Consider the following 23,622-nt stretch of genomic DNA (forward strand, 5'->3'; position numbering starts at 1 on the left):
CCTCAGCGGCGCGCTCGCCGGGCCAGATTCGCCGGGTCCCGAATGATGGTCGTCTTGCCCCGTTGCTCGATCCAGCCGCGCTGCACGAAGTCCGCCAGGGCTTTGTTGATCGTCTCGCGGGAAGAGCCGGCCAGTTGGGCCATCTCCTCCTGGGTGAGCCCGTGATCTACCCGTAGGGAGTCGCCCTGCTGGGTGCCGAATCGGCGGGCCAGGTCGAGCAACTGCTTGGCCACGCGGCCGGGGACATCGGTGAAGATCAGATCGCACAGGGCGTCGTTGGTACGGCGCAATCGGCGAGCCAGCACGCGCAGCAACTGGTCGGCGATCTCGGGGCGTTCGGCGATCCAGAACCGCAGCGCGTCACGGTCCATGGTGACCGCCTGGACCGCCGTCAGCGTGGTGACCGTCGACGTCCTGGGCCCGGGATCGAAGATGGCGAGTTCGCCGAACATATCCGCCGGACCCATCAGGGTCAGCAGGCTCTCGCGACCATCAGGGGTGCGGCAGCCGACCTTCACCGTCCCCGACGTGATGATGTAGAGCCGGTCGCCGAGCTCGCCCTCGTTGAAGATGCGGTGGCCGCGGGGGAACGTGACCTGCTGGAGCTGGCGAGACAGTGCCGCCACGGCGCTCTGGTCCACGCCTTGGAAGATGGCGGCCCGCGCCAGTACCTCGTCCACGCTGTCTCTCTCACGTCGGGCGCCTGAACCGCGCTCGGCCCCCGGTGCGACAGGCACTACAAGATCAAGTGCACGCGTAACCTAGCAGCTACTCCGCCATCTCGCGAACCCGCGGCGTGGCGCCGGCCGCCGCTGCGCGGCCGCTCGTGCGGACCGCTACGGCACTCGTCACGGTCCGTTCCGGCGAGCTGCAAGGCCGGTCGCTGTGATCGAATCGTGGTGTTTCCCAGTCTGTTTGCCGGGAGCCTCGGAGTCCGGCAACGCCGACGTCAGTGCGTCGGCGGTCGATCCCGGCGTTCGGCGATGTCCAGGGCGTCGCACAGTGACAGGAACGCCGTCGCGAAAGGATTCCGCGAGGAGCGCCGGTGCAGCTCGGGCCAGTCGAGCTGCTCGCGGACCGCGCGAACCAGGGGGATGAGGGTGGAGAAATCGCAGTGGTGTTCGTTGAGCGCCCTCAGTTTCTGAGTCATGACTTCCGTCGGGGTCAGGACCGGCACGCTCAGCGCGAAGACGTCGTGCACATCGGCCCGTGCGATCAGCGCCGTGTCGACCGGGACCCGGTTGATCCGGTGGAGCACGTCGACCAGCGCGGGTCGGTCCACTCCGAGGGCGGCTTTGAACAACCAGTCCTCGGGCGGCCTGCGAATCTCGAAGCCCGCCTGAGTCAGCGTGGCCGCCGCCGCCTCGGCATCACGTTCGGCCACCACGAAGTCGACGTCGTGGCTGGGTTCCGGGCCGCCGTGCACCCAGAGCGCGTAACTTCCGGCCAGCGCGAACGGCGGGCCGTCGGCTTTGAGGGCCGACGCGGCCCGCCGCAGCGCCTCGCGCAGCTCGGCGCGCAGGTCGGCGCTGGGTTGGGGGTGGGACATGTCGCTCCGCTGTGGGTTTCCGGTGCAGGATGGGTAGTGGGATACCCATGAAGGTGGTGACGTTCAACATCCTGCACGGACGTACTGTCGGTGACGGTGTGGACCTCGATCGCTTCGCCGAGTGCGTGGCCGACCTGGACGCCGACATCCTCGCGCTCCAGGAAGTGGACTCGATTCAGGCCAGGTCCGGGCTGGCCGACCTGACCGCATTGGCCGCCGAGGCGATGGGTGCACGCAGCCATCGGTTCGTCGCGGCGATCTCGGGCACACCGGGGGCCACCTGGATGGCCGCCACCGGAGAGGAGCAACCGGGCACCGCGGCGTACGGGGTGGCCCTGTTGTCGCGGTATCCCGCGCTGAACTGGCAGGTTGTCAGATTGCCTCGGATTCCCTTCCGCTTCCCCATGTATCTCACCGCTCCGCGGCAGGTGCGGGTCATCGACGAGGAGCCCCGCGCTGCCGTCATCGGTCAGTTCGACACCCCGTTGGGCGACCTGACCGTGGTCAACACCCATCTGTCCTTCGTTCCCGGCTGGAACAGATTTCAGTTGCATCGGTTGATGCGCGACGTCGGCGGCCTGCCGTGGCCGCGGATACTCACCGGCGACCTGAACATGTCGGCGACGGCGGCGCGGCGCTGGTCGGGTCTGCGGCAGCTCGCGTCGGTACCGACGTATCCCGCCGATCGGCCGTCCACCCAACTCGACCACGTCCTGACCGACGATCCGGGGCTCGTCGCCACCGGATGTGACACACCGCAGGCCCCGCTTTCTGACCACCGACCGCTGGTGGTGCAGCTGGAACGCTCGCAGGCGGCGGTCTATCGGCCGGGCTCACGCGCGTCGTGACCGGCCGGGCGCGGCGCCGGTCCGGTGGACCCCCGACCGACAGGCTCGCCGAAGGTGCCGCTGTTGCGGGATCAGGGCAGAAACCGGCTGCGGTAGCGCGCGAATCGCTCGTGCAGTTCGCCGGGATCCAGACCGAACATCTCCGCCGAGGTGTGAACCCGGCCGTGTCTCCCTCGATGGTGCTCGCTCAGGTACTTCTCCACCGCCGAGCGAGCCGCCGGCGAAAACGGTTCGCCGGCAACGTCGTAGACACGTTCGACGGTGCCCAGCTCATCGGCCATGAAGTCGTCGAAAGCGATGTCGACGGATCGGTCGGACGGGATGAGATCGCGATCGCGCACGCACGCGCCGAGCAGGCGTTCCAGGTGGTCCACCCAGGCGTGCGCCACGGCGGTGACGTCGACGGTGTCACGGTGCATCCGCTCGGAGTAGGTGACCATCGCAATCATCGACAGGGCCACCGGAACCGGATCGCGATGGGTGAACACCACGACCACGCCGGGCATCACCGCGTCCAGAACCGGCAGCTGGCCGAGGTGCTGTGGTGACTTCAGCACCCATCGCCGTCCGCCGCGCAGGAACTGCAGGGCCTTGAGCTGGGTGGCCAGGTATCGGTACGACGACGTCTGGTCGGTACTCCAGAAGTAGTCGGTCCAGCGCGGGACATGGGCCAGGGTGTCCATCAGCATCGTCGAGAAGTCGTTGGCCAGCAGTTGGATCTCCTCATGCGTGTGTGTGGTGGTCATCTCGTGCATGAGGGTGAAATGCGGCATCAGCAGTTCCATGGTCTGCACCGCGACGTCCATCCGTGCGATCCGCGGATCGGGGTCGAGCCCGGTTTCGGCCGGCAACGGGAAGGGCTCGACGCTCTCCCAGTACGGCAGGCTGCGAAAAGTCGGCGCAGCGGCCAGGGTGTTGTGCAGATGTGTGGTACCCGACCTCGGGAGGCCGGCGATCACCACCGGCGGCGCCAGCTCGATGTCGACGATCTCCGGGTGCCGGTTGAGCAGCTCGGTGAGAAGCAGCCGGTTCTTGAGCCACTGCACGAGTTGGGCGTGGAAATTCACGATCCCGGGCCCGTGCATGTCGATCTCGCGGAGCTCCGCGACGTAGCGGTCCAGCCGCTCGCGGTAGTCCTGGGGGCCGAAGTCGTGCAGGCCGGTGGCATCCCTGGCTCGCGCGTGCAGCACCTCGCTGTCCAGCGGGCACTGGTCGGCCATCGATGCCATCATCTCCCGAAGCTGTTGAGCCTGGGGGCTGTAGCGGGGCTCGGCCAGGTCGTCCAGATGGACCGTGCGCTCTGTGCTGTCCGTCACACTATTATGTTACTATCAGTATCGTAATGGCGACAGATGCAGGACGGCCGAGAAACCGGGACATCGACGAGGCGGTGCTGCGGGCCACCGTCGAGTTGATCAGCGAGGCCTCGTACTCCGAGCTGTCGCTGGACGCCATCGCCGCCCGCGCGGGGACGAGCAAGCCCGCCATCTACCGACGCTGGCGGGGCAAGGCACATCTGGTGCACGAGGCGGTGTTTCCGATCAGCGCGGCGACCGAGCTCCCGTCGACCGGAACGCTGGAAGGTGATGTGCGAGAGATGATCACACGCACGCTCGCAGTGCTCAGCACCCCCGCGGCCCGTGCCGCACTACCCGGACTGATCGCCGAGATGGCGTCCGATCCCACGCTGCACACCGCACTGCTGGAGCGCTTCGCCGACGTGCTGGTGCGGGACCTCAACGGGTATCTGGCGTCCGCGGTGCGGCGCGGCGCGGTTCGCGACGGCGTCACCGCCGTGGACCTGGCCGAGGCGGTCACCGGAATGACGTTGCTGGCGTTGATCACCCGCGGTGCGGATGTCGACGAGGCATGGGTTGACCGGACCGCCCGACTGATCACGAGAGGAATCATCGATGACCGCCGACGCGCATGAGGCCACCGAAGCGTGGCGCGAATTACTAGAAACCCTCAGGATGCTCGACGAGTCGTTCATGACCGGTCCCAAAGCCGTCACCGACGACCGTCACATCGCCGACGGTTACCGGATGATCGCGACCACCCTCGGGGTGGCGCTGGACACCTACCTGTTCGCCGATCGCAGCAGGCCACGGTGGCTGGAGGTGAACTCCCCGTTTCGACCCGACCGGCGCTGGGGCGGCGACAACACCGACGCCCTCTACCACCTGTGCCCGGTCGACCCGACGCGCAGATACCGGATCAGTGGCAATCGTGGTGACAGCGTGTACTTCTCGGTGACGGCGTACAACGAACCGGCACCCGGCGCCTGGTCGGATCGGATCGTGGCGATCCTGCGCGACGACGAACTCGACATCGATGCAGACGGCAATTTCAGCTTCGACTTCGGCCCTCAGCCGGAGGCCGCGGTGCTGATGACCCGCGACTATCAGGCCGACCCGCTGGTCGGTCGCCCGGTGCGATGGTCCATCGAGGCGCTCGAACCTCCCGATCCGTTCCGTCACGGGCAGGCCGAGACCGCGGCGGCGCTGCGGGCCGCCGCAGCGTGGCTGCGCACCATGTTCGCCATCCTGCCGCTGTCGGTGGGCGTCCGCAACGCCGAGGAGCATCGGCTGGGACATGAGACGGCAATGATGGCAAACGATTTCGCCGATCCCTATCAGGTGCCGGACGCCAACTTCGGCTGGTCCGCCCGAGATGCGTGCTATGCGTACGGGAGTTTCGATCTTGCCGAACACGAGGCCCTGGTCATCACCCATCGGCCCCCGGCGTGCCGGTTCTGGAACCTGGTGGTCTGGAACCAGTTCATGGCGGTACCCGGCATCTGCGATGCCCGCAGTTCGGTCAACGGCGCCACCGCCGTGCCCAACAACGACGGCACGGTGACGGTCGTGGTGTCGCGGGGGATGACCGACCACCCGAATTCGCTGACGAGTGTCGGCTATCCCCGCGGCAATCTCGCGTTCCGCTGGTTCCTCGCCGACCGGGTGCCGGACCGGCCCCGAGTGCAGCTGATGAGCGTCGCCGATGCGCCGACCACTGCGGACTGACAGGCCCGGCCTGACGTCTTCGGGAAGGACTTTGGTCCCACGGCCTGGTGACGGCATACCACTGATGCACGGTCCGGGCCGGAGCTAACGTCGTAGATGTCGGGCGGCGACGGCGCCGCCGACCATAGGTGAGGAGGCGCACCAGATGTCCACCCAGCCAGCACCCAACGGCATCGTCGTCGGCGTCGACGGCTCGGCAGCATCCCGGGTCGCGGTCGACTGGGCGGCACGCGATGCCGCCATGCGCGGGGTCCCGCTGACGCTGGCGCACGTGCTGCCCGGCGTCGCGATGCAGTCCTGGATTCAGGCACCGCTGCCCACCGCGTACTTCGAAGACGAACGCGAAGAGGCGCGTCGCATTCTCGACGACGTGCGGGCCGTGGTGAACGCGGCCACGGCCGGCGGGGACACCCTCGGCGTCGGCGAGGTCATCGTGTCCGGTCAGCCGGTGGCGGCCCTCACCGACCTGACCAAGGATGCCGAACTGCTCGTGGTCGGCAGTCGCGGATTGGGCAAGTGGGAGCGCCGGCTGTTGGGCTCGGTGAGTTCCGGACTGGTGCAGCATGCGCACTGTCCTGTCGCGGTGATCCACGACGAGGATCCTCTGATCCCGCATCCTGCGCAGGCCCCGGTCGTCGTGGGGGTGGACGGTTCGCCGGCGTCCGAGCGTGCCACCGCGATCGCCTTCGACGAGGCATCGCGCCGCGGCGTCGACCTGGTGGCCGTTCACACCTGGAGCGACGCCGGCTATGAGCTGCCCGGTGCCGGCTGGTCTGAGATCCAGCCGGAGGAGGACATGCTGCTGGCGGAGCGGCTGGCGGGGTGGCAGGAGCGCTATCCCGACGTCGCCGTGCGGCGGGTGGTGTGCCGTGACCAGCCGGCGCGTCGGCTGTTGGAAGAGGCCGCGAACGCACAGTTGCTCGTCGTCGGCAGTCACGGCCGCGGCGGGTTCGCCGGGATGTTGCTGGGTTCGGTCGGCTCACAGGTCGTGCAGTCGGCGCGGGGCCCGGTGATCGTGGCGAGAAAGTCGTGAACCCAAGCCGCCGACTCCGCTGGTTGTGTGCGATCGCGGCGTTGGCGGCGCTGGTTGTCGGTTACCGCACACGGATCCGGCCGTGGATGTACTGCTGGGGAGCGACCCGTGCGGAGGTCTGCGAAGCACTGCCCGGTGACGATCTCGTCGGTGACGGCGTCCGCACCACCCGGGCGGTCACCGTGGACGCCGAGCCTGCGGCGGTGTGGCCCTGGCTCGCCCAGATCGGCGAGAACCGGGGGGGGTTTCTACAGTTACAGCGTGCTCGAGCGTGCCGTCGGCGCCGATATCCACAACGCCGCGGTGATTCACCCGGAATGGCAGCAGCTCGAGGTCGGCGACACGGTGTGGCTGGCGCGCCGGGGCGGGGACCGGGGTAGGCAGATCGTCGCAGCGGTGGTGCCGTGTTCGCATCTGGTGCTGATGTCAACCGAGGACTACGAGCGGATCCAACACGGCGAGAAGGCTTCGGGCAGTTGGTCATTCCACCTGCGCCCGGTCGGGGACCGGACCCGCCTGCTCGCTCGGGGCAATGCCGGGTACAGCGGCAACCCCGTCTACGACATCGCGCACTTCGTCATGGAGCGGAAGATGCTGCTCGGCATCCGCCGCCGGGTGCACGCGCACCGCCGGGTCACGGCGTCGTGAGCCGGGCATACCGGCCGAGGTGGTGGTCGGTGGACCCGAACTCGAACTGCAGTGCGGTCAACCTCTTGAAGTAGTGGCCGATCGCCAGTTCTTCGGTCATGCCCATGCCGCCGTGAAGCTGCACGGCCTGCTGTCCGACGAACCGCGCGGCCCGGCCCACCGTCGCCTTGGCCGCCGACACGGCCCTGGCCCGCGTCGCATCGTCGGCACCGAGCTTGAGGGTTGCCAACAAAGTGGCGGCGGCGGCCTGCTCGACCTCCATGTACATGTCCACCATCCGGTGCTGCAGTACCTGGAAACTGCCGATGGGTTGGCCGAACTGCTGCCGTTGCCTGCAGTATTCGACAGTGTCGGCCAGCACCTTGCGCATGCATCCGACCGCTTCGGCGCAGACTGCGGCCGCGCCCTCGTCGCGGGCCACCGCGAGCGAGGCCCACGCACCGCCCGGCTCGCCGAGCACTGCGGTCGCCGGGAGCCGGAGGTTCTCGAACGCGATATCCGAGGCCCGGCGGTCGTCGACGGTCCGGTAGTGGTGCATCTCCAGACCAGGCGCCGCCGAGCTGGTGTCGATGACGAACAGGGAGATTCCGTCGGCGTCGGCACATTCGCCGGCCGTCCTCGCGCTGACGAGCACACAATCGGCCAGCGGTGTTCCGGCCGAGACGATCTTGGCGCCGTTGAGCAGCCAGCTGTCACCGTCGCGCACGGCAGTGGTGCCGACGTGCTGCCAGTGATCACCCGAGGCCGGTTCGGCGGCTGCCAGTGTCACCACCGTGTCGCCGGAGACGATGCGCTCCAACAGTTCTGCGGCCTTGTCACCGCCGGCGCGGTGCAGCAGGCCGGCCGCCACCACGGCGGTGTCCACGAACGGTTCGATGACCAGTGCATATCCCAAGGCCTCGGCGATGATCATCATCTCGACCGGTCCGCCTCCGATCCCGCCGGCATCCTCGGGCAGGGTCGCGCCGAGGATCCCGAGCTCGTCGGCGAAGGCGCGCCAGACCTCGGGTTGCCAGCCTGGACCACTCTTGGCCGCGGCCCGGCTCTGCGCGAGGTCGTAGCGGCTGGCCAAGAAGCGGGTGAGGCCCCCGCGCAGCAATTCCTGTTCGTCGGTGAGTGTGAAGTCCATTCAGAGCCCCAATGCAGCTTTGGCGAGGATGTTCCGCTGAATCTCGTTGCTGCCGGCATAGATCGAACCGGCGCGGTCGTTGAAGTAGCGCAACGGCGCCACCGCCTGCCACGGCTGACCGCTGACATAGCCGTCGGCCGGCGGCACGAACTCCGAGATGGGCCCGCCCGGGCAGGTGGCATGTGGTTGGTACACCCGAGCGCGTGGGCCCGCGGCCTCCATCGCGAGTTCGGTGATCGTTTGACTCAGCTCGGTGCCGAGCACCTTGAGCATCGAGGATCTGGCTCCTGGGTTGCCGCCGCCGGCCACCGCGGCCAGCACCTGATATTCGAGGATTTCCAAGACCTCGGTGCGAATACGGACATCGGCCAATTTGCGACCGAAGCTCGGGTCGTCGACAAGCCGGCCCCCGTCGGGACCGGGTTGTTCGGCGGCCGCGGCGGCGATCTCCTCGACCATCACCTGCAACGCCGGTGCCGCGGCGCCGCCCCCGCGCTCGAACTCCAGGAGATACTTGGCGACCGTCCAGCCATCGTCGATCTCGCCGATGACGTTGGCCTTCGGGACGCAGACGTCGTCGAAGAAGACCTGATTCTGCACTTCCTCACCGGAGGTCATCACCAGTGGCCGGATCTCGATCCCGGGACTGGACATGTCGATGAGGACGAAGGTGATACCGCGCTGCTTCTTCTCCGAACGACTGGTGCGCACGAGCGCGAACATCCAGTTGGCCTCCCGGGCGTGGGTGGTCCAGATCTTGCTGCCGGTGCACACCAGGTGTTCACCGTCGTCGAGAGCCGCCATGGACAGCGCGGCCAGATCCGAGCCCGCCTCCGGTTCCGAGTAACCCTGGCAGAAGAAGACGTCACCGGTGAGGATCCGCGGCAAGAAGTAGGTCTTTTGCTCCTCGGTGCCGAACCTGATGATCGCGTGGGCGACCATCCGGATGCCCATCGGGGACAGTGATGGAGCGCCGGCGAGTGTCGACTCTCGGCTGAAGATGTAGTGCTGGGCCAGGCTCCAGTCGCAGCCGCCGTGTTCGACCGGCCACGCGGGCGCCGCCCAACCCCTTTCGTGCAGGATCTGCTGCCACCGCATGCTGGCGTCGTGATCGGCGTACACGCTGGTCATCAAGCGACCCGCGCGTCGCAGGTCGGGCGTCAGCTTGTCGCCGAGAAAGGCGCGAACCTCGTCGCGGAAGGCCAAGTCGGCCTCCGACCACTCCAGATCCATGGATGTCCCCTCTGCCGTGTCTCCTGACACACAGTAAACCTAGTTAGTTAACTGATGCACAGCCCGGGGTGGCCGGCTCCCGACGTGGCGCGGGGCGCCGGCTCACCGCCGCGACGTTGGGGGGGTGAATCGCCGGGCCGCCACGCCGTGCCCGGGTCGGGGGCGCCGGACAACCCGCTCCTGGTATAGCTTTTCTCTGTTGCCACAGCCTGTGATGGCAAATCCCCTCAGACCCCATCACGGCTGTGGCAACCCGCGGCCTCGCGCGAGTTTGTTCCTCATATCGCTGATGTCATAGCCTTGAGACGGTCGGGAAGCTCGGCCATGGCAAACAAGAGGCGAATAACTTTGTGCTGCGAGCCCGAATGGGACGACGAAGTCGACGTGATCTGCACCGACTCCGGCTTGGGCGGTTTGGCGACGGCGATCGCGACCGTCGAGCAGGACGGTGAGGTCTTTGTCGCCGACCGAAGCGACCCACGTACCGACCTACGAACCGAAGCCTCGGGAGCCGCAACCCCGGCCACGCTCGGCAGCGCCGGCGGGTGGCTGCGCGTCGGGTCAGATGCGCACACAGCGGAGTACTTTCGTGAGCTGACCGCGGACCTCGACCTGGACGCGCTCCGTCACACAGACCCCGACCTGCCCGTGCATCTCATGGGCGCAACCGCACCGGTGCGGGGGCGCACCGTTCCGCCTTTCGAGGGCGCGCGGCTGCGGGACTGGGCGGCCCGCTGCGTTCCGTCACCGTCGGGATACCTGTACACCAGGGTCACGGATTGGACCGCGGCGACACGGTCTGACGGCGACGGAACCCTGTTCAAGGTGACCGAAGTCGGTGCCCTCACGCCCGATCCCGATGACCCCGTCGGCTCGGTTCTGGCATGGCTGGAGTCCGAGGCCGACAGCCGGGACATCCACCGAAACCCGGTGACGCGGTTCGAGCGCCTGATCTTCCAGGACGGTCAGGTCATCGGTGCGGTCTTCGCCACCGAGGACGGTCCGGTGTGGGTCCGGGCCCGGCACGGAGTGCTGATCTGCCGGGGCCGCGCCGCGGGCCGCGGCGCGGCATTGCCCGGACTGCGCGCCGGCACCCCGCTGCGTATCGCCCTGGTCGGCACCGAGGCCAGTCGATTCGGTCGGGTCGAGCTGTTGACCTCGGACTCCTCGGTGGTTGAGGCGATAGGACGTCCCGCGTCGCAGCACACCGCCGGCGCGGTCACAACTTGGAGAAATTGACCGGGATACGTCCTTGTGCAAGAAGGGATTCCATCGCATCTCCGGGGATCGGACGCGACAGCAGGAAACCCTGAGCCCGGTGGCAGCCGTGTCGGAGCAACGTCAAAGCGCCGGCCTCGGTTTCGACTCCCTCGGCCACCAGCTCCAGACCGAACGCCTCGGCCAGCGCGATGATGGCCCGCACGATCGCGAGGTCGCCTGGGTTCGAGCCGAGTTCGCGAACGAAGCCCTTGTCGATCTTGAGAGTGTCGACCGGCAACGACTTCAGGTGGGACAGCGCGCTGTACCCGGTGCCGAAGTCGTCGATGGCGATCCGGACCCCGGCCTCCTTGAGACCGTTGAGGGTAACCCGGGTGGTCTCGATGTCCTGCACCACAACGCTTTCGGTGATCTCCAGGCAGATCGATCCGTGGCCGAGCTCGAACTCGTCGACGATGCCGGCCACCGATTCCACGAAGCCATCGGTGACCAGTTGCACCGGTGAGACGTTGATACGCATCACCGCGTCCTTTCCGACACCGCGTGATCGCCAGGCGGCGAAGTCGGCGCAGGCCGAGCGCATCACCCAGCGGCCCAGTTCGCCGGCCAGATTGATCGACTCCGCGACACCGATGAACGATTCGGGCGAGAGCAGACCACGAGTCGGGTGCTGCCACCGGACCAAGGCTTCGGCGGCGAGGATCTCCCCGGTCCGCATGTCGACCTCGGGCAGGTAGTGCAGGAGCAGGGCGCCGTTCTCGATGACACTCTGCAGGTGCAACTCGATGTCGTTGTCGAACTCGTTCTTCAGCGACATGTCGTCGGTGAACACCACCACCTTGTTGCCCCCGGAACTCTTCGCGTTCAACACCGCTTGGTCGGCACGGCGGAGCAGATCGGAGGTGGTGTCCCGTCCTGGTGAACCGAGGGCCACACCGATGCTCACCGTGCGTGTCAGCATCTCGCCTTCGATGGAGACCCGTTCCCGCAACGTGGACTGCAATCGGCAGGCGAGCGCCTCGGCTTCTTCGGCGTCCATCGGTGCTGCGGGCACGACGACGAACTCGTCACCCCCGAGACGCGCGATCAGACACGGGCAGTCGGCGCCCCGGCGCAGCCGTTCGGCCAGCACCCGGATGAACCAGTCCCCGGCGGTGTGGCCGAGGTAGTCGTTGATCGCCTTGAGGCGATCGAGATCGAAGAACAGTGCAGATACCGGGCCGGGTGCGCCCTCGGCCAGCCGCTCTTCGAGATGGGCGAGCAGGGCGCGACGGTTGTACAGGCCGGTCAGGTCGTCGTGTTCGGCGAGATAACGCAGCTGTTCCTCGGCCTGCACCCGCGCCTGGACCTGAGCGAACAGTGAGGCGATCGCCTCGAGACCGTTGAGTTCCTCCGCGCTCCACACGCGGTCGCCGAACTTGATGAACCCGAGGATCCCGGTGGTGACCTCGCCGGAGACCAGTGGCGCCGCAGCCATCGAGGTGGCCGGCACGGCACGGGTCTCCTCGATGCGCTTCTGGTAGTCGTCGGTGGCCGGTTCGGGACGAAACACCATGACCTTCTTGCCGTGTTCAGAATGCGCGAACACGGGATCGGCATCGGCGAAGTACACCAGCGCCAGTGGGTCGGGGTCGGGTACGCCCGGCCGAACCGGCCACTCGGCGACCAGTCTGGACGCGCGGATCTTGTGGTCGTTGTAGCGCAGGAAGCTGACATCGACACCGAGATAGGAGACGAGTTCGGCTAGCACCTGCTGGCTCACCTCGACTGAGGTGGCCGCGTTGGCGGCCATCAGCTTGGTGGCCACCGAGGTGACGACCAGGTCGAGACTGCGGAGAGTGTCGCTGTCAGACATCGTGCAGTCAGAATACGGGCGGTGTGGCGAATCTGAGCGGACGTCTCCGGCTGCGGACCGATGCGGGCGGCGCCAGGGCCAGTCGGAGGATCAAGGTCGTCACCTCAGTCGACGTCGCAGATGTCAAGTGACGAAACTGCGACTGCAGTGTGGCCAGCTCGGTGGTGAATCGCGGTGACAGCGCTGTGAGTTCGTCGGGGCCCTCGGCGTAGAGAAAGACCGGCGATATCGGCTGCACCGACAATCCCTGCAGCTGAGCCGAAATCCACACCGCTTCGGCCGCCGCACCGCCACGGGCATATCCGGTGAGCGACGGGTCCGCGGTGTGGACCAGGGCCAGAGCGGAGCTGCGGGCAATCCGAGCCCGAGTGTCGGCTCCGAGTGCGGCTCCGGCGTTCCAATCCCGCAGCAAAGACATGACCTCGGGGCGCCGCAGGATGTCGAGGGTGACGAGCTCACCCGCGCCGAGCTCGAGACTTCGCACGTCGATCCCGGAATCCGGATCGCCGTCGCCGGGCCAGCGCAACTCCGAGGCCATGTCGGCGTGCAGGTGTGGCGTCAGATAGCGAATGCGATCGGTCTCTGCCAGCAGTGCGCTCATCTGATCGAGAACGTCCCGATCGGTCACCAGCTCCAACCGGGCGCCCTCTCGGTGGGCCGCCGCGCACAACGTTTCCACCGTGGCCGACGACAGCGCAGCTGCGGTTCCGGGCCGCCGGTTCGTCTCTCGTGTTTCAAGGGCCGGATAGAGCCCGGCAAGGTAGTCGTCGAAGCCGTCACCCAGCTCGATCACCGCGCTCAACGGGGATGCGGGCCCGCCTTCGGTGAAGTGCACGGCACCGAGCACGTGGTGGGCCGCCGCGGCGACACGAGCATTGAACGCCGCGGCGCCGACGGCCACGGCGCTGCCGCGCCAGGCAACGTCGATGCTGGACTGGTACTGCGGTGCCAGTGCAATGGTCACGGCGTTGGCGGTGGCCTCGATGTGCCACGGCTGCATGTTGCCGCCCGACGGTGCCCTGTTGGCTGCGACCGCCATGGCATGCACTGCGTCACCGAGGTGGGGACCGTCGTCGTCGCCGGCTGCGCGGCCGGCGGTCTCGTCGTGGTCTGTGCCGCTGGGCCCGGGCGGCGCCGATCGCTGCAACGGATCCACCAGATCCGCCAACGCGGCGGCGGTGTCGATGCGGGCCCGGCCAGACGAAAGTGGCTCGCCCAAACCGATTCTGCGGACCGCTTCGGCCACTGCCGCGGCACCGACGAGCACATCGCCGACCAGCTGCGGCCACGTCGCAAGAGTCTGTCCGACCTCGACGAGCGAGGCCGCACCGCGAGAAGAGAGCTTTGCCCCGTCGATGATCCGAAGTACATGCGGAATCTTGGCCGGTCCGTCGAGCGCGGCCAGGGCCGATGCGTCGACCTCGCCGAGCAAGCCGTGAAAAATGGGGCGGTTCGGCTGCAAGTCGAATCGCTCGACGTCGATGAGGCCCCGATCGCTGGTGGCCATGATCACCGGAAGGCGCCGGTCTCGCGCGGCCTCGCGGACCAGAGCTTTGACGTCGAGTGAGTCGCACTCCTCGATCAGGATGTCGAGACCGGCGAGAAAGTCGTCGATGTTCGCCTCGGCCAATCCGGAATCTGCTACGCGCACAACGATATACGGGTCGACCTCGGCGATCCGGCGTGCAGCGGTCACGGCCTTGTTGACGCCGAGGTCGAACACCGTCGCCGGGACCCTGTTCAGGTTCGACAGCTCGAGATCGTCGAAGTCCGCCAGGCGCAACTCGCCGCACAGCCCCTGCATCGCCAGCGTGTGCGCGACCGCATGGCCGACGCTCAGACCCACCACTCCGATCCGCAGCGACCCGAGTTTCTGCTGCTCGGACCCGGTGATGAGGTTGCGGTTGCGGTCCGACCGGACCCGTGCGAAGCCGCGGGGGCCCAGAACACTGACCACGGTGCGGCGCCACGGGTAGTACACCCACCGGCGCGGCTCAGCGGTCAGTTCCGCCGACGGGGCGGGACGCAAACCAGCCAGAGTGTCCGCCTGGCGTGCGCCGCTGTCGATGAACGCGATGGACGGATCGTTGCGCAGCGCGGTCAGCACCTGCCGATCGGCGGGCTGATCGGGGTCGAGGACCGTTGCGACCGAGGCGCCCTGGTCCTCGACCCTGCCGGCAACCTCCTCGCCCTGCGCAGCAGAGTGCTCAAACGTCACAGGGCATTATCGCGCAGTGTGTCGGTATGTCCGGCGGCGACCCGCGCACGGTTCAGGTCCAGAATCTCGTTGTAGATCTTCGACACCTGGGCGGGCTCGGCGTGCTGAACGAACGTTCTGCGGTCCCACCACATCATCTTGGTGCGGTATCGAGGGTCCGGGTAGGGCGTGGCCGGGATCGCCGCGACGACCCCCCCGGAGGAGCGCCACTTGTCGAGCACGTGCGGGGCCGATGTGGCCATGCAGAACTGCAGATCCATCACGGCCAGGGCATGAAATCCGCTACGCGCGAGCGCGCGGGTCACCCCCTTGTTGCGTGCCGGGTCATCGGTCACGAAGGCGGACTTCATCTCCAGGATGCCGAAAGGCGCCCGATCGTCGATCATCTTGCGCACCGCAGCCAACCCCGGCTGACCGTCCCACTCGACCACGGCGTGCGAGTCGTCGGCACCGGTCAACGGACCCTTGGCGCGGACACCGCCGATCACCCGCCCCGTCCCGTCCAATGTTGCCCAAAACATCGCTGTGTCGTGACCATCACGGATTTCATCGACGTCAAGAGCGCGGTCGACTCCATGCTTGCGGTAGCTGCGCTCCGCCCCGCGGAGATACTCCATCCACAGATCGGGGTCCAGGTGAGGCTGCGACATCACCAGCGTGCATTCCGCGTCGGCGTCCCACCAGCTGTGGTTACTCGCGAGTTCGAAAAGGCCGGCAGGACTGGAATCGAATGAAGCAATTGGCATTGCATTTCCTATCGTTGATGGTCGGTGGTGCGAAAAGCTCTCCACGCCGGCCACGACTATGGGTCCGGTGTTTGTGTCGAAACGACGTCTTCAAGTATCTCGCTACCAGTCACTTCATTTCTAGCTAGCGAGCGGGCATTTTCTCCTTTTCGATTTCCGGATACAAAACAACGCTCTTAGGCATACCTCAGAAGCGGCGATGGCAAGAATAATTCGGCGGGATCGGGCTGTTCGTGCACACCGGAATTCGGTTCTGGCGAACGTCACCAATCGCGCAACGCGCTATTTGGCCGATGTCACATCGAATCCAGCGTCGGATTCGCTAACTTGTGGGCCTCAACAGAATCCGTCGTCATTCCCATCGGTGGTGTTACAGCTCAATGGCCGCAACCTGGCCGACGAGTGACGATGGCGACCCGCAGCGTTAGCTGTCGATTCCACGCGCAACGACTTCGGCGCATCCCTGGGCCGCTCCGGTGTGGGATGTCGCGGCCGGGGCCGCTCCGGTGGAAAGCGTGGAGGCGGCGCTGTGGCACTGTGAGGTCTGCTGACCCGCCTGGAGGCGTCGCCTGCGCCTCAGGTCGAAGAAGACAGCGTGAGTGAAGAAGACAGCGTGAGTGAAGAAGACAGCGTGAGTGAAGAAGACAGCGTGAGTGGAGGAGACAGCGTGAAGAAGTTCGACAATCTCGCCGAGTTCGTCGCCGCCGAGGGCACCCAACTGGGTCCCACCGAGTGGCTCGAGATCACCCAGGACCGGGTCAACCTGTTCGCCGACGCCACCGACGACCACCAATGGATCCACGTCGATCCCGAGCGCGCGGCCGACGGACCCTTCGGCGGAACCATCGCCCACGGGCTGTTGACGCTGTCACTGTTGCCGCACTTCACCCATCAGCTGTATGCGGTCGACAACGTGGCCATGGCCATCAACTACGGCTACAACAAGGTTCGTTTCATCACCCCGGTGCGCGTCGGCGCGAAGCTGCGGGCGCGCGCGGAGATCACCAAGGTCGCCCAGCTGGAGAATGCGGTGCAGGCGACCGTCAGCACCACCGTCGAGATCGCGGGTTCGGACAAACCGGCCGCGGTCGCGGAGTCGATCGTGCGGTTCATCGGCTGACTCGCTGCACGCCTCGGCTGACCAGTTGCGCCGAGGGTGCACAGACGGTCGTCTTGCAGGGTTGGGTGCAACCGTGGGTGCACCTTCGCGCGTCCCGGGCGCTCCCGGACGCTCGAAAGCTAACCCGGGACAATGGGGACTAGCTGCACGCCGTAGCGCTCATCTCCTGGCGCCTTTCACCAGACCGCCTCCGATGATCAGTCGCTGGATCTCGCTGGTCCCCTCGTAGAGCCGCAACAGACGCACATCGCGGTAGATGCGCTCGACCGGCATCTCGCGCATATAGCCGGCGCCGCCGTGCACCTGGACCGCCAGATCGGCGACCTTGCCCGCCATCTCGGTGCAGAACAGCTTGGCCGCCGACGGTGCGATGCGGCGATCCGTGCCGGTGATCCACTGTCTGGCCGTATCCCGAACCAGCGCCCGACCCGCCATCACCCCCGTCTGTTGGTCGGCGAGCATGGCCTGGACCAGTTGGAAGTCACCGATCGGGGTGCCACCCTGGGTTGCGGTCGCGGCGTACGTCACCGATTCGTCGAGGGCGCGCTGAGCGGTTCCGACGGCCAGCGCGGCAATGTGGACGCGCCCGCGCGCCAGGGAGGTCATCGCGGCGCGGTAGCCGATGTCCTCACTGCCGCCGACCAGGGCGGCGTGCGGCACCCGTACGTCGGTGAAGTTGACGTCGGCGGTCCAGGCGCCTTCCTGTCCCATCTTCTTGTCTTTGGGGCCGACTTCGACGCCGGGGGTGTCGGCGGGCACCAGGAAGACGGCTATCCCGGCGCCCCGGTCGTCGGCCGGCCTGCTCCTGGCGAACGTCACGAACAGGTCGGCGGTGGGGGCGTTGGTGATGTACTGCTTCTGGCCGTTGATGATCCACTCGTCGCCGTCGCGTGCGGCTCTGGTGCGCAGGCCGGACGGATTGGAACCCGCACCCGGTTCGGTCAGCGCGAACGATGCGACGACCTCGCCTGATGCAATGCGTTCCAACCACGTCGACTTCTGCTCCTCGGTGCCGTAGCCGACGAGAACCTGGCCGGCGATCCCGTTGTTGGTGCCGAACATCGACCGCAGCGCCAGTGAGGTGTACCCGAGTTCCATGCCGAGTTCGACGTCCTGGGCCAGGTCCAACCCGAGCCCGCCCCACTCCTGAGGAATCGCATAGCCGAACAAACCCATCGATTTGGCCTGCTCACGCAGATCGTCGGGGACGCGGTCGTGCGCAAGGATTTCCTGCTCTCGTGGGACCACGGTGTTACGCACGAAATGCTTTGTCTGAGAAAGTATCTCGTGGAAGTCTTCATCACCGACCGGACTGGTTGGCACTGTCTGAGCTCCTCGGAGTGCTGCGGGAGGTGGATGCGTCAGGATCTCAATATCGTATATTAGAATCGTATATTAGATACGATATTGCTCCAGCCGGGGCGTCGCTGTGGCGTGAGGATGGTGGACGGATGTCGTTGCTCGCAGGTCGGATCGCGGTGATCACCGGAGGGGCCCAAGGGCTTGGCCTGGCCATCGCGCAACGGTTCGTCGACCACGGGGCACGGGTGGTGCTCGGTGACGTGAACCTCGACGCCACCCGTGCCGCCGCCGAGAAACTCGGCGGCGGCGACGTGGCCCGCGCCGTGCGCTGCGACGTCACCGACTCCGCCGAAGTCGACGCGCTGATCGCGGCCGCGGTGGACGGGTTCGGTGCCCTGGACATCATGGTCAACAACGCCGGAATCACCCGCGACGCCACGATGCGCAAGATGACCGAGGAGCAGTTCGACCAGGTCATCGCCGTGCACCTGAAAGGAACCTGGAACGGCCTGCGGTCCGCCTCGGCGGTGATGAGGGAACATCAGCGTGGCGCGATCGTGAACATGTCGTCGATCTCCGGCAAGGTCGGAATGATCGGCCAGACCAATTACTCGGCGGCCAAGGCCGGCATCGTCGGGATGACCAAGGCTGCCGCCAAGGAACTCGCCTACCTCGGGGTGCGGGTCAACGCCATCCAGCCGGGACTGATCCGGTCCGCGATGACAGAAGCCATGCCGCAACGCATCTGGGACTCCAAAGTCGCCGAGGTCCCGATGGGACGCGCCGGCGAGCCGGTGGAGGTGGCTGACGTGGCGTTGTTCCTTGCCTCGGATTTGTCGTCGTACATGACCGGCACCGTCCTGGAGGTCACCGGCGGGCGGCACCTGTGAGTCGCGAAGCAGTCATCTGCGAACCCGTGCGCACCCCGATCGGGCGCTACGGCGGGATGTTCAAGAGCCTGACCGCTGTCGAGCTCGGGGTGTCGGCGTTGCAGGGCCTGCTCGCCCGCACCGGCGTCGCGGCCGAGACCGTGGAGGACGTCATCGTCGGGCACTGCTATCCGAGCATGGAGGCGCCCGCGATCGGACGGGTCATCGCGCTGGACGCGGGGCTTCCGGTGACCGTCGCGGGCATGCAGGTCGACCGCCGGTGCGGTTCCGGTCTGCAGGCCGTCATCCAGGCGGTGATGCAGGTCGCCTGTGGTGGCAACGATCTCGTCGTCGCCGGCGGCACCGAATCGATGACCAACGCGGTGTTCCACTCCACCGACATGCGCTGGGGCGGGGAGCGCACCGGAATCACCGTGCACGATGCGCTCAAGCGCGGCCGCACCACCGCCGGCGGGAAGAACCACCCGGTGCCGGGCGGAATGCTGGAGACCGCGGAGAACCTGCGCCGCGAATACCGCATCCCGCGCACCGAGCAGGACGAACTGGCCGTGGTGTCACATCGGCGGGCCATCGCAGCTCAACAGGAGGGGCTGCTCGCCGAGACGATCATCCCCGTGACGGTCAGCACCCGGTCGGGGGAGCAGATCCTCGACACCGATGAGCATCCGCGCGCGGACACCTCGGTCGAATCGCTCGCGAAGCTCAAACCCGTTCTCGGCGCGTCGGATCCGGCCGCCACGGTGACGGCGGGCAATTCCAGCGGACAGAATGACGGCGCCGCGATGTGCCTGGTCACGACGCCGCAAAAGGCGGCCGAACTGGGTCTGCGCCCGCTGGTACGGCTGGTGTCGTGGGGTGTCGTGGGGTGTCGCCGGGGTGGGGCCCGCCGTCATGGGCATCGGCCCGGTTCCGGCCACCGAGGTCGCGCTGAACAAGGCCGGTCTGCAGCTGTCCGATATCGACCTGATCGAGCTCAACGAGGCTTTCGCCGCCCAAGCCCTGGCCTGTATGCGCGAGTGGAACTTCGCGGATGGTGATCTGGAGCGCACCAACGTGCACGGTTCGGGAATCTCTCTTGGGCACCCGGTCGGAGCCACCGGGGGGCGGATGCTGGCGACACTGGCGCGCGAGTTGCACCGCCGCGACGCCCGCTACGGCCTGGCGACGATGTGCATCGGCGGCGGCCAGGGCTTGGCGGCGATCGTGGAAAGGGTGAGGCCGTGACCAGGCTGGCGCAAACCTTGGGCCTGACCGAATTCCAGACCGAAATCGTCTCGACGGTACGGCAGTTCGTCGACAAAGAAGTCATCCCCACCGCCCAGGAGCTCGAGCACGGCGACATCTATCCGCAGGCCATCGTGGACGCCATGCGCGACATGGGTCTGTTCGGTCTGATGATCCCCGAGGAGTACGGCGGGCTGGGGGAGTCGCTGCTGACCTACGCGCTGTGCGTGGAGGAACTCGCGCGCGGCTGGATGAGCGTCTCGGGGGTGATCAACACCCATTTCATCGTGGCGTACATGATCCGCCAACACGGCACGGACGGACAGAAGAGTCTGTACCTGCCGAGGATGGCCACCGGTGAGATCCGGGGCGCATTCTCGATGTCGGAACCCGAACTGGGCTCCGATGTGGCCGCCATCCGGACACGGGCACGCGACAACGGCGACGGCACCTACACCATCGACGGTCAGAAGATGTGGCTGACCAATGGCGGCAGCTCCAACCTGGTTGCCGCGCTGGTCCGGACCGACGAGGGAGCGGACAAACCCCATCGGAACCTGACCGCGTTCCTGGTCGAAAAACCCACCGGCTTCGGCGAGATCGTGCCCGGCCTGACCATTCCGGGAAAGCTGGACAAGCTCGGCTACAAGGGCATCGACACCACCGAGCTGATCTTCGACGGATACCGGGCGCGGGCTACCGACATCCTCGGTGAGGAGCCTGGGCGTGGGTTCTTCCAGATGATGGACGGGGTCGAGGTCGGTCGGGTCAACGTGTCAGCGCGCGCCTGCGGGGTGGGAGTGCGCGCGTTCGAGCTCGCAGTGCGTTACGCCCAGCAGCGCACCACATTCGGTAAGCCCATTGCCGAACATCAGGCCATCGCATTCCAACTCGCCGAGATGGCGACCAAGGTCGAGGCCGCCCACCTGATGATGGTCAACGCGGCCCGACTGAAGGACTCCGGTGACCGCAACGATGTCGCGGCGGGCATGGCGAAGTACTTCACCAGCGAAATGTGCGCCGAGGTGACCCAACAGAGCTTCCGCATCCACGGCGGCTACGGCTACTCGAAGGAGTACGAAATCGAGCGGCTCATGCGTGACGCGCCTTTTCTGCTGATCGGCGAAGGCACCAGTGAGATCCAGAAGAACATCATCAGCAAGCGGCTGCTGGCGGACTACCGGGTCTGACGGTGAGCATTCCGGACTTCGCGGCCAGGCCGCAGCTCGCCGAGGACGTCGCTCGAGTCGTGCGGCGACGCATCTTCGAGGGGACCTATCCGGCCGGTCAGTACATTCGGCTCGAACAGCTGGCCGACGAACTCGGCGTCAGCGTGACCCCGGTGCGCGAGGCGCTGTTCGGGCTTCGGGCCGAAGGGCTGCTGCGGCAGGTGCCGCGCCGCGGGTTCGTGGTGTCACCCATCACCCGTCGCGACATCACCGACGTGGCCGAGGTGCAGGCCCACATCGGTGGTGTGCTGGCCAGCCGCGCCGCCGAACTGATCAGCGACGAGCAGCTGCGGGGCCTCGAAGCGGTCCAGGAGCGGCTGGAGTCGGCCTACCGGCGCAGCGACCACGAGGCTGCGGTGCGGCTCAACCACGAATTCCACCGCGGGGTCAACCTCGCGGCACGCTCACCCAAGCTCGCCCAGCTGATGGGGCAGATCACCAAGTTCGCCCTGGAGTCGGTGTATCCGACGCTGCACGGGTGGCCCGCACATTCGACCCGCGACCATCGGGAGTTACTGGTGGCGCTGCGAGCACGCGACGGTGAGGCAGCGCGGGTGGCGATGTCAGATCATCTGCGGGCGGCCTCGGGGCCGTTGACCGACCATCTACGTGCCCACGGGGTGATCGAGTGATCAGCTGCCGGTGACGGCCTGCTCGCGCGCCCAGCGGTAGTCGGCCTTGCCGGCCGGGCTGCGCTCGATCGTGGGCCGGAACACCACCGCCTTGGGCAGCTTGTAGCGTGCGATCGCCGCGGAAGCGTGCTCGATCAGCTGGTCCGCGGTGGCGGTGGCGTCGTCGGCGAGGGCCACCACGGCGACCACTTCCTGGCCCCAACGCTCGCTCGGCCGTCCTGCCACCACGACGTCGGCGACCGCGGGATGCGATGCGATCGCCGATTCGACCTCTTCGGCGAAGATCTTCTCGCCGCCGGAATTGATGGTGACCGAATCGCGGCCGAGCAGTTCCACCGCACCGTCGGCGAGGTGGCGGGCCCGGTCACCGGGCACCGAGTAGCGGATGCCGTCGATCACCGGGAACGTCGCCGCCGTCTTGGTGGCGTCGCCCTTGTAGCCCAGCGGGACCAGCCCGCGCTGCGCCAGCCACCCGATGCCCTCGTGCCCGGGATCCAGAATGGCGGTCAGATCTTCGGCGGCGACAAAGGTGTCCGGTCCGGCGGTGAACTTTCCGGTCGAGACCGCACCCGGCGCCGACACGTGCGACATCTGGGCGCCGGTCTCCGAGGAGCCGACAGCGTCGATGACCATCAGATTCTCCTTGGCGTCGATCAGGCGCTGCTTGACCGTCGGGGTCAGCTGTGCCCCACCGTTGGCGACAACGGCCAGTGACGACAGGTCGGCGCCGGTGCGCTCGAACGCCTCGGCCAGCGGACGCGCCATCGCGTCGCCCACGACGGTCACCGCCAGCACCTGTTCCCGCGCGATCGCCGCCACGACATCGTCGACATCGAGATGATCGGTGACCGGTGAGAACACCACGGTCTGTCCGGTGTTCATCGCCGTGAAGACGGCCCACTGGGCGGCGCCGTGCATCAGTGGTGGCAGCACCATCAGCTTGGTGCCGGGCGATTCGGTGCAACGCTGGGCGATGTCGGCGTAGGACTTCGCCACCTCACCGGTGTAAAGACTGCGCCCGCCAAAGGAGGCCATGAAGATGTCGTGCTGGCGCCACAGCACACCCTTGGGCATCCCGGTGGTGCCGCCGGTGTAGAGCACGTACAGATCGTCCGGTGACGGTTCGACCGGTGGAGCCTGGGTCGGACCATGCGCCACGATCGACTCGTAATCGACTGCGCCAGGAAGCAGTTCGTTCCCCGAATCGTCGGCGATCTGGATCAGGACCTTCAGCTTCGGCAAGCCGGCGAGTATCTCGTTCAGTCGCGGCGCGAACGACGCGTGGTAGAGCAGCGCGGTGGCACCGGAATCCGACAGCAGGTACTCCAGTTCGCTCTTGACGTAGCGGTAGTTCACGTTGAACGGAGCCACCCGGGCGCGCCAGGCGCCCAGCATGCCCTCGACGTACTCAGGGCCGTTGTAGGCGTAGACACCGAGCAGGTCCTGACCCACGTCGTGACCGGCAAGTTCGTCGCGGTCGGTGTGACAGCCCAGCCCCTGCGAGTGCAGGTAGGCGGCCAGCCGGGTGGACCGCTCGACGATCTGTGCATAGGTGAAGCGGCGTTGCCCCTGCACGATGAACTCGCGGTCGCCGATCACTGCTGCGACGGCGTCGGCGGCGGCCGGGACGGTGAACTGTATCGGCTCGTTCATGCCTATGGACTCTAGACGGAGACGTTCCTAGAGTGGACAAATGTCGAGAAGTTGTATGGTCGGCGGGCT

General features: G+C 67.0%; 19 protein-coding genes and 2 pseudogenes. 11 read left to right on the forward strand and 10 right to left on the reverse strand.

Translation table 11 applies throughout. The features are described from left to right. Positions 1 to 2: 2 nt before the first annotated feature. Complete coding sequence (locus tag ACNUDN_RS09375; RefSeq protein ID WP_419121683.1) at positions 3 to 680, reverse strand: Crp/Fnr family transcriptional regulator; 678 nt, start codon at positions 678 to 680, stop codon at positions 3 to 5. Positions 681 to 949: 269 nt separating this feature from the next. After that, positions 950 to 1,549: a hypothetical protein gene (locus tag ACNUDN_RS09380; protein WP_419121684.1), complete on the reverse strand. Its 600-nt coding sequence runs from the start codon at positions 1,547 to 1,549 to the stop codon at positions 950 to 952. Positions 1,550 to 1,596: 47 nt separating this feature from the next. On the opposite strand from ACNUDN_RS09380, the gene ACNUDN_RS09385 reads away from it, so the two are divergent. After that, positions 1,597 to 2,397 carry an endonuclease/exonuclease/phosphatase family protein gene (locus tag ACNUDN_RS09385; RefSeq protein ID WP_419121685.1) on the forward strand — a complete coding sequence of 267 codons (801 nt, stop codon included), beginning with the start codon at positions 1,597 to 1,599 and terminating at the stop codon, positions 2,395 to 2,397. A 71-nt stretch (positions 2,398 to 2,468) separates the two neighbouring features. On the opposite strand, the gene ACNUDN_RS09390 is transcribed toward ACNUDN_RS09385, so the two are convergent. Next, positions 2,469 to 3,713, reverse strand: a complete 1,245-nt coding sequence (locus ACNUDN_RS09390) for a sulfotransferase family protein (RefSeq protein WP_419121686.1) — start codon at positions 3,711 to 3,713, stop codon at positions 2,469 to 2,471. 26 nt (positions 3,714 to 3,739) lie between these two features. Between ACNUDN_RS09390 and ACNUDN_RS09395 the strand changes: the two genes are divergently transcribed. The 4 genes and pseudogenes from ACNUDN_RS09395 (at position 3,740) to ACNUDN_RS09410 (ending at position 7,104) form a co-directional block, all read left to right on the forward strand. After that, positions 3,740 to 4,330, forward strand: a complete 591-nt coding sequence (locus tag ACNUDN_RS09395) for a TetR/AcrR family transcriptional regulator (protein ID WP_419121687.1) — start codon at positions 3,740 to 3,742, stop codon at positions 4,328 to 4,330. Continuing rightward, positions 4,311 to 5,423 (forward strand): DUF1214 domain-containing protein, encoded by a 1,113-nt coding sequence (locus ACNUDN_RS09400; RefSeq protein ID WP_419121688.1) that lies wholly within the window; start codon positions 4,311 to 4,313, stop codon positions 5,421 to 5,423. Before ACNUDN_RS09395 ends, ACNUDN_RS09400 begins: the two co-directional genes overlap by 20 nt. Positions 5,424 to 5,568: 145 nt before the next feature. Next, a complete protein-coding gene (locus ACNUDN_RS09405) occupies positions 5,569 to 6,456 on the forward strand; it encodes a universal stress protein (RefSeq protein WP_419121689.1) in 888 nt (295 codons plus the stop codon). A gap of 86 nt (positions 6,457 to 6,542) precedes the next feature. Next, positions 6,543 to 7,104, forward strand: a pseudogene (locus ACNUDN_RS09410) (hypothetical protein). Here ACNUDN_RS09410 and ACNUDN_RS09415 read toward each other — a convergent pair. Beyond that, positions 7,091 to 8,233 (reverse strand): acyl-CoA dehydrogenase family protein, encoded by a 1,143-nt coding sequence (locus ACNUDN_RS09415; protein WP_419121690.1) that lies wholly within the window; start codon positions 8,231 to 8,233, stop codon positions 7,091 to 7,093. The pseudogene ACNUDN_RS09410 and the gene ACNUDN_RS09415 sit on opposite strands and share 14 nt — an antisense overlap. Beyond that, positions 8,234 to 9,466: an acyl-CoA dehydrogenase family protein gene (locus ACNUDN_RS09420; RefSeq protein WP_419121691.1), complete on the reverse strand. Its 1,233-nt coding sequence runs from the start codon at positions 9,464 to 9,466 to the stop codon at positions 8,234 to 8,236. 324 nt (positions 9,467 to 9,790) lie between these two features. Between ACNUDN_RS09420 and ACNUDN_RS09425 the strand changes: the two genes are divergently transcribed. Next, positions 9,791 to 10,705, forward strand: coding sequence for a hypothetical protein (locus ACNUDN_RS09425; RefSeq protein WP_419121692.1), 915 nt, complete (start codon positions 9,791 to 9,793; stop codon positions 10,703 to 10,705). Here the strand turns inward: ACNUDN_RS09425 and ACNUDN_RS09430 are convergent. The 3 genes from ACNUDN_RS09430 to ACNUDN_RS09440 are packed head-to-tail and all read right to left on the reverse strand — an operon-like array spanning position 10,686 to position 15,503. Then, positions 10,686 to 12,539 (reverse strand): putative bifunctional diguanylate cyclase/phosphodiesterase, encoded by a 1,854-nt coding sequence (locus tag ACNUDN_RS09430; protein ID WP_419121693.1) that lies wholly within the window; start codon positions 12,537 to 12,539, stop codon positions 10,686 to 10,688. The genes ACNUDN_RS09425 and ACNUDN_RS09430 overlap by 20 nt on opposite strands. 7 nt (positions 12,540 to 12,546) lie before the next feature. Beyond that, positions 12,547 to 14,757, reverse strand: a complete 2,211-nt coding sequence (locus ACNUDN_RS09435) for an Rv1355c family protein (RefSeq protein ID WP_419121694.1) — start codon at positions 14,755 to 14,757, stop codon at positions 12,547 to 12,549. Further along, on the reverse strand, positions 14,754 to 15,503 hold the full coding sequence (locus ACNUDN_RS09440) for a hypothetical protein (RefSeq protein WP_419121695.1): 750 nt from the start codon (positions 15,501 to 15,503) through the stop codon (positions 14,754 to 14,756). The genes ACNUDN_RS09435 and ACNUDN_RS09440 overlap by 4 nt, the downstream gene beginning before the upstream one ends. A 667-nt stretch (positions 15,504 to 16,170) precedes the next feature. On the opposite strand from ACNUDN_RS09440, the gene ACNUDN_RS09445 reads away from it, so the two are divergent. Continuing rightward, positions 16,171 to 16,623 carry a MaoC family dehydratase gene (locus ACNUDN_RS09445; RefSeq protein ID WP_419125086.1) on the forward strand — a complete coding sequence of 151 codons (453 nt, stop codon included), beginning with the start codon at positions 16,171 to 16,173 and terminating at the stop codon, positions 16,621 to 16,623. Between the two features lie 159 nt (positions 16,624 to 16,782). Here the strand turns inward: ACNUDN_RS09445 and ACNUDN_RS09450 are convergent, their stop codons facing one another. Then, entirely contained in the window at positions 16,783 to 17,946 is a 1,164-nt protein-coding gene (locus tag ACNUDN_RS09450; RefSeq protein ID WP_419121696.1) for an acyl-CoA dehydrogenase family protein, read from the reverse strand. Positions 17,947 to 18,074: 128 nt separating this feature from the next. Between ACNUDN_RS09450 and fabG the strand changes: the two genes are divergently transcribed. From fabG to ACNUDN_RS09470, 4 genes and pseudogenes are all read left to right on the forward strand, one after another. Further along, positions 18,075 to 18,815: a 3-oxoacyl-ACP reductase FabG gene (gene fabG / locus ACNUDN_RS09455; protein ID WP_419121697.1), complete on the forward strand. Its 741-nt coding sequence runs from the start codon at positions 18,075 to 18,077 to the stop codon at positions 18,813 to 18,815. 56 nt (positions 18,816 to 18,871) lie between these two features. Beyond that, positions 18,872 to 20,039 (forward strand): annotated as a pseudogene (locus ACNUDN_RS09460) (acetyl-CoA C-acetyltransferase). Then, the gene (locus tag ACNUDN_RS09465; protein WP_419121698.1) at positions 20,036 to 21,229 is read left to right on the forward strand and encodes an acyl-CoA dehydrogenase family protein; all 1,194 of its coding nucleotides are present in this window, start codon (positions 20,036 to 20,038) and stop codon (positions 21,227 to 21,229) included. Before ACNUDN_RS09460 ends, ACNUDN_RS09465 begins: the two are co-directional and overlap by 4 nt. 2 nt (positions 21,230 to 21,231) lie before the next feature. Then, positions 21,232 to 21,900: a GntR family transcriptional regulator gene (locus tag ACNUDN_RS09470; RefSeq protein WP_419121699.1), complete on the forward strand. Its 669-nt coding sequence runs from the start codon at positions 21,232 to 21,234 to the stop codon at positions 21,898 to 21,900. Here the strand turns inward: ACNUDN_RS09470 and ACNUDN_RS09475 are convergent, their stop codons facing one another. Continuing rightward, positions 21,901 to 23,553 carry an acyl-CoA synthetase gene (locus ACNUDN_RS09475; RefSeq protein WP_419121700.1) on the reverse strand — a complete coding sequence of 551 codons (1,653 nt, stop codon included), beginning with the start codon at positions 23,551 to 23,553 and terminating at the stop codon, positions 21,901 to 21,903. It lies immediately after the preceding gene. Positions 23,554 to 23,622 lie beyond the last annotated feature (69 nt).

It is taken from the genome of Mycobacterium sp. smrl_JER01, from assembly GCF_048513595.2.
In the GTDB taxonomy this organism is placed as follows: Bacteria; Actinomycetota; Actinomycetes; order Mycobacteriales; family Mycobacteriaceae; genus Mycobacterium.

Excerpts from the sequence above, each read along its gene's own strand:
- ACNUDN_RS09475 (WP_419121700.1), bottom strand. The coding sequence starts at position 23,553 with ATGAACGAGCCGATACAGTTCACCGTCCCGGCCGCCGCCGACGCCGTC.
- ACNUDN_RS09420 (WP_419121691.1), bottom strand. The coding sequence starts at position 9,466 with ATGGATCTGGAGTGGTCGGAGGCCGACTTGGCCTTCCGCGACGAGGTT.
- ACNUDN_RS09400 (WP_419121688.1), top strand. The coding sequence starts at position 4,311 with ATGACCGCCGACGCGCATGAGGCCACCGAAGCGTGGCGCGAATTACTA.
- ACNUDN_RS09385 (WP_419121685.1), top strand. The coding sequence starts at position 1,597 with ATGAAGGTGGTGACGTTCAACATCCTGCACGGACGTACTGTCGGTGAC.
- ACNUDN_RS09425 (WP_419121692.1), top strand. The coding sequence starts at position 9,791 with ATGGCAAACAAGAGGCGAATAACTTTGTGCTGCGAGCCCGAATGGGAC.
- fabG (WP_419121697.1), top strand. The coding sequence starts at position 18,075 with ATGTCGTTGCTCGCAGGTCGGATCGCGGTGATCACCGGAGGGGCCCAA.
- ACNUDN_RS09395 (WP_419121687.1), top strand. The coding sequence starts at position 3,740 with ATGGCGACAGATGCAGGACGGCCGAGAAACCGGGACATCGACGAGGCG.
- ACNUDN_RS09405 (WP_419121689.1), top strand. The coding sequence starts at position 5,569 with ATGTCCACCCAGCCAGCACCCAACGGCATCGTCGTCGGCGTCGACGGC.
- ACNUDN_RS09440 (WP_419121695.1), bottom strand. The coding sequence starts at position 15,503 with ATGCCAATTGCTTCATTCGATTCCAGTCCTGCCGGCCTTTTCGAACTC.
- ACNUDN_RS09415 (WP_419121690.1), bottom strand. The coding sequence starts at position 8,233 with ATGGACTTCACACTCACCGACGAACAGGAATTGCTGCGCGGGGGCCTC.
- ACNUDN_RS09430 (WP_419121693.1), bottom strand. The coding sequence starts at position 12,539 with ATGTCTGACAGCGACACTCTCCGCAGTCTCGACCTGGTCGTCACCTCG.
- ACNUDN_RS09380 (WP_419121684.1), bottom strand. The coding sequence starts at position 1,549 with ATGTCCCACCCCCAACCCAGCGCCGACCTGCGCGCCGAGCTGCGCGAG.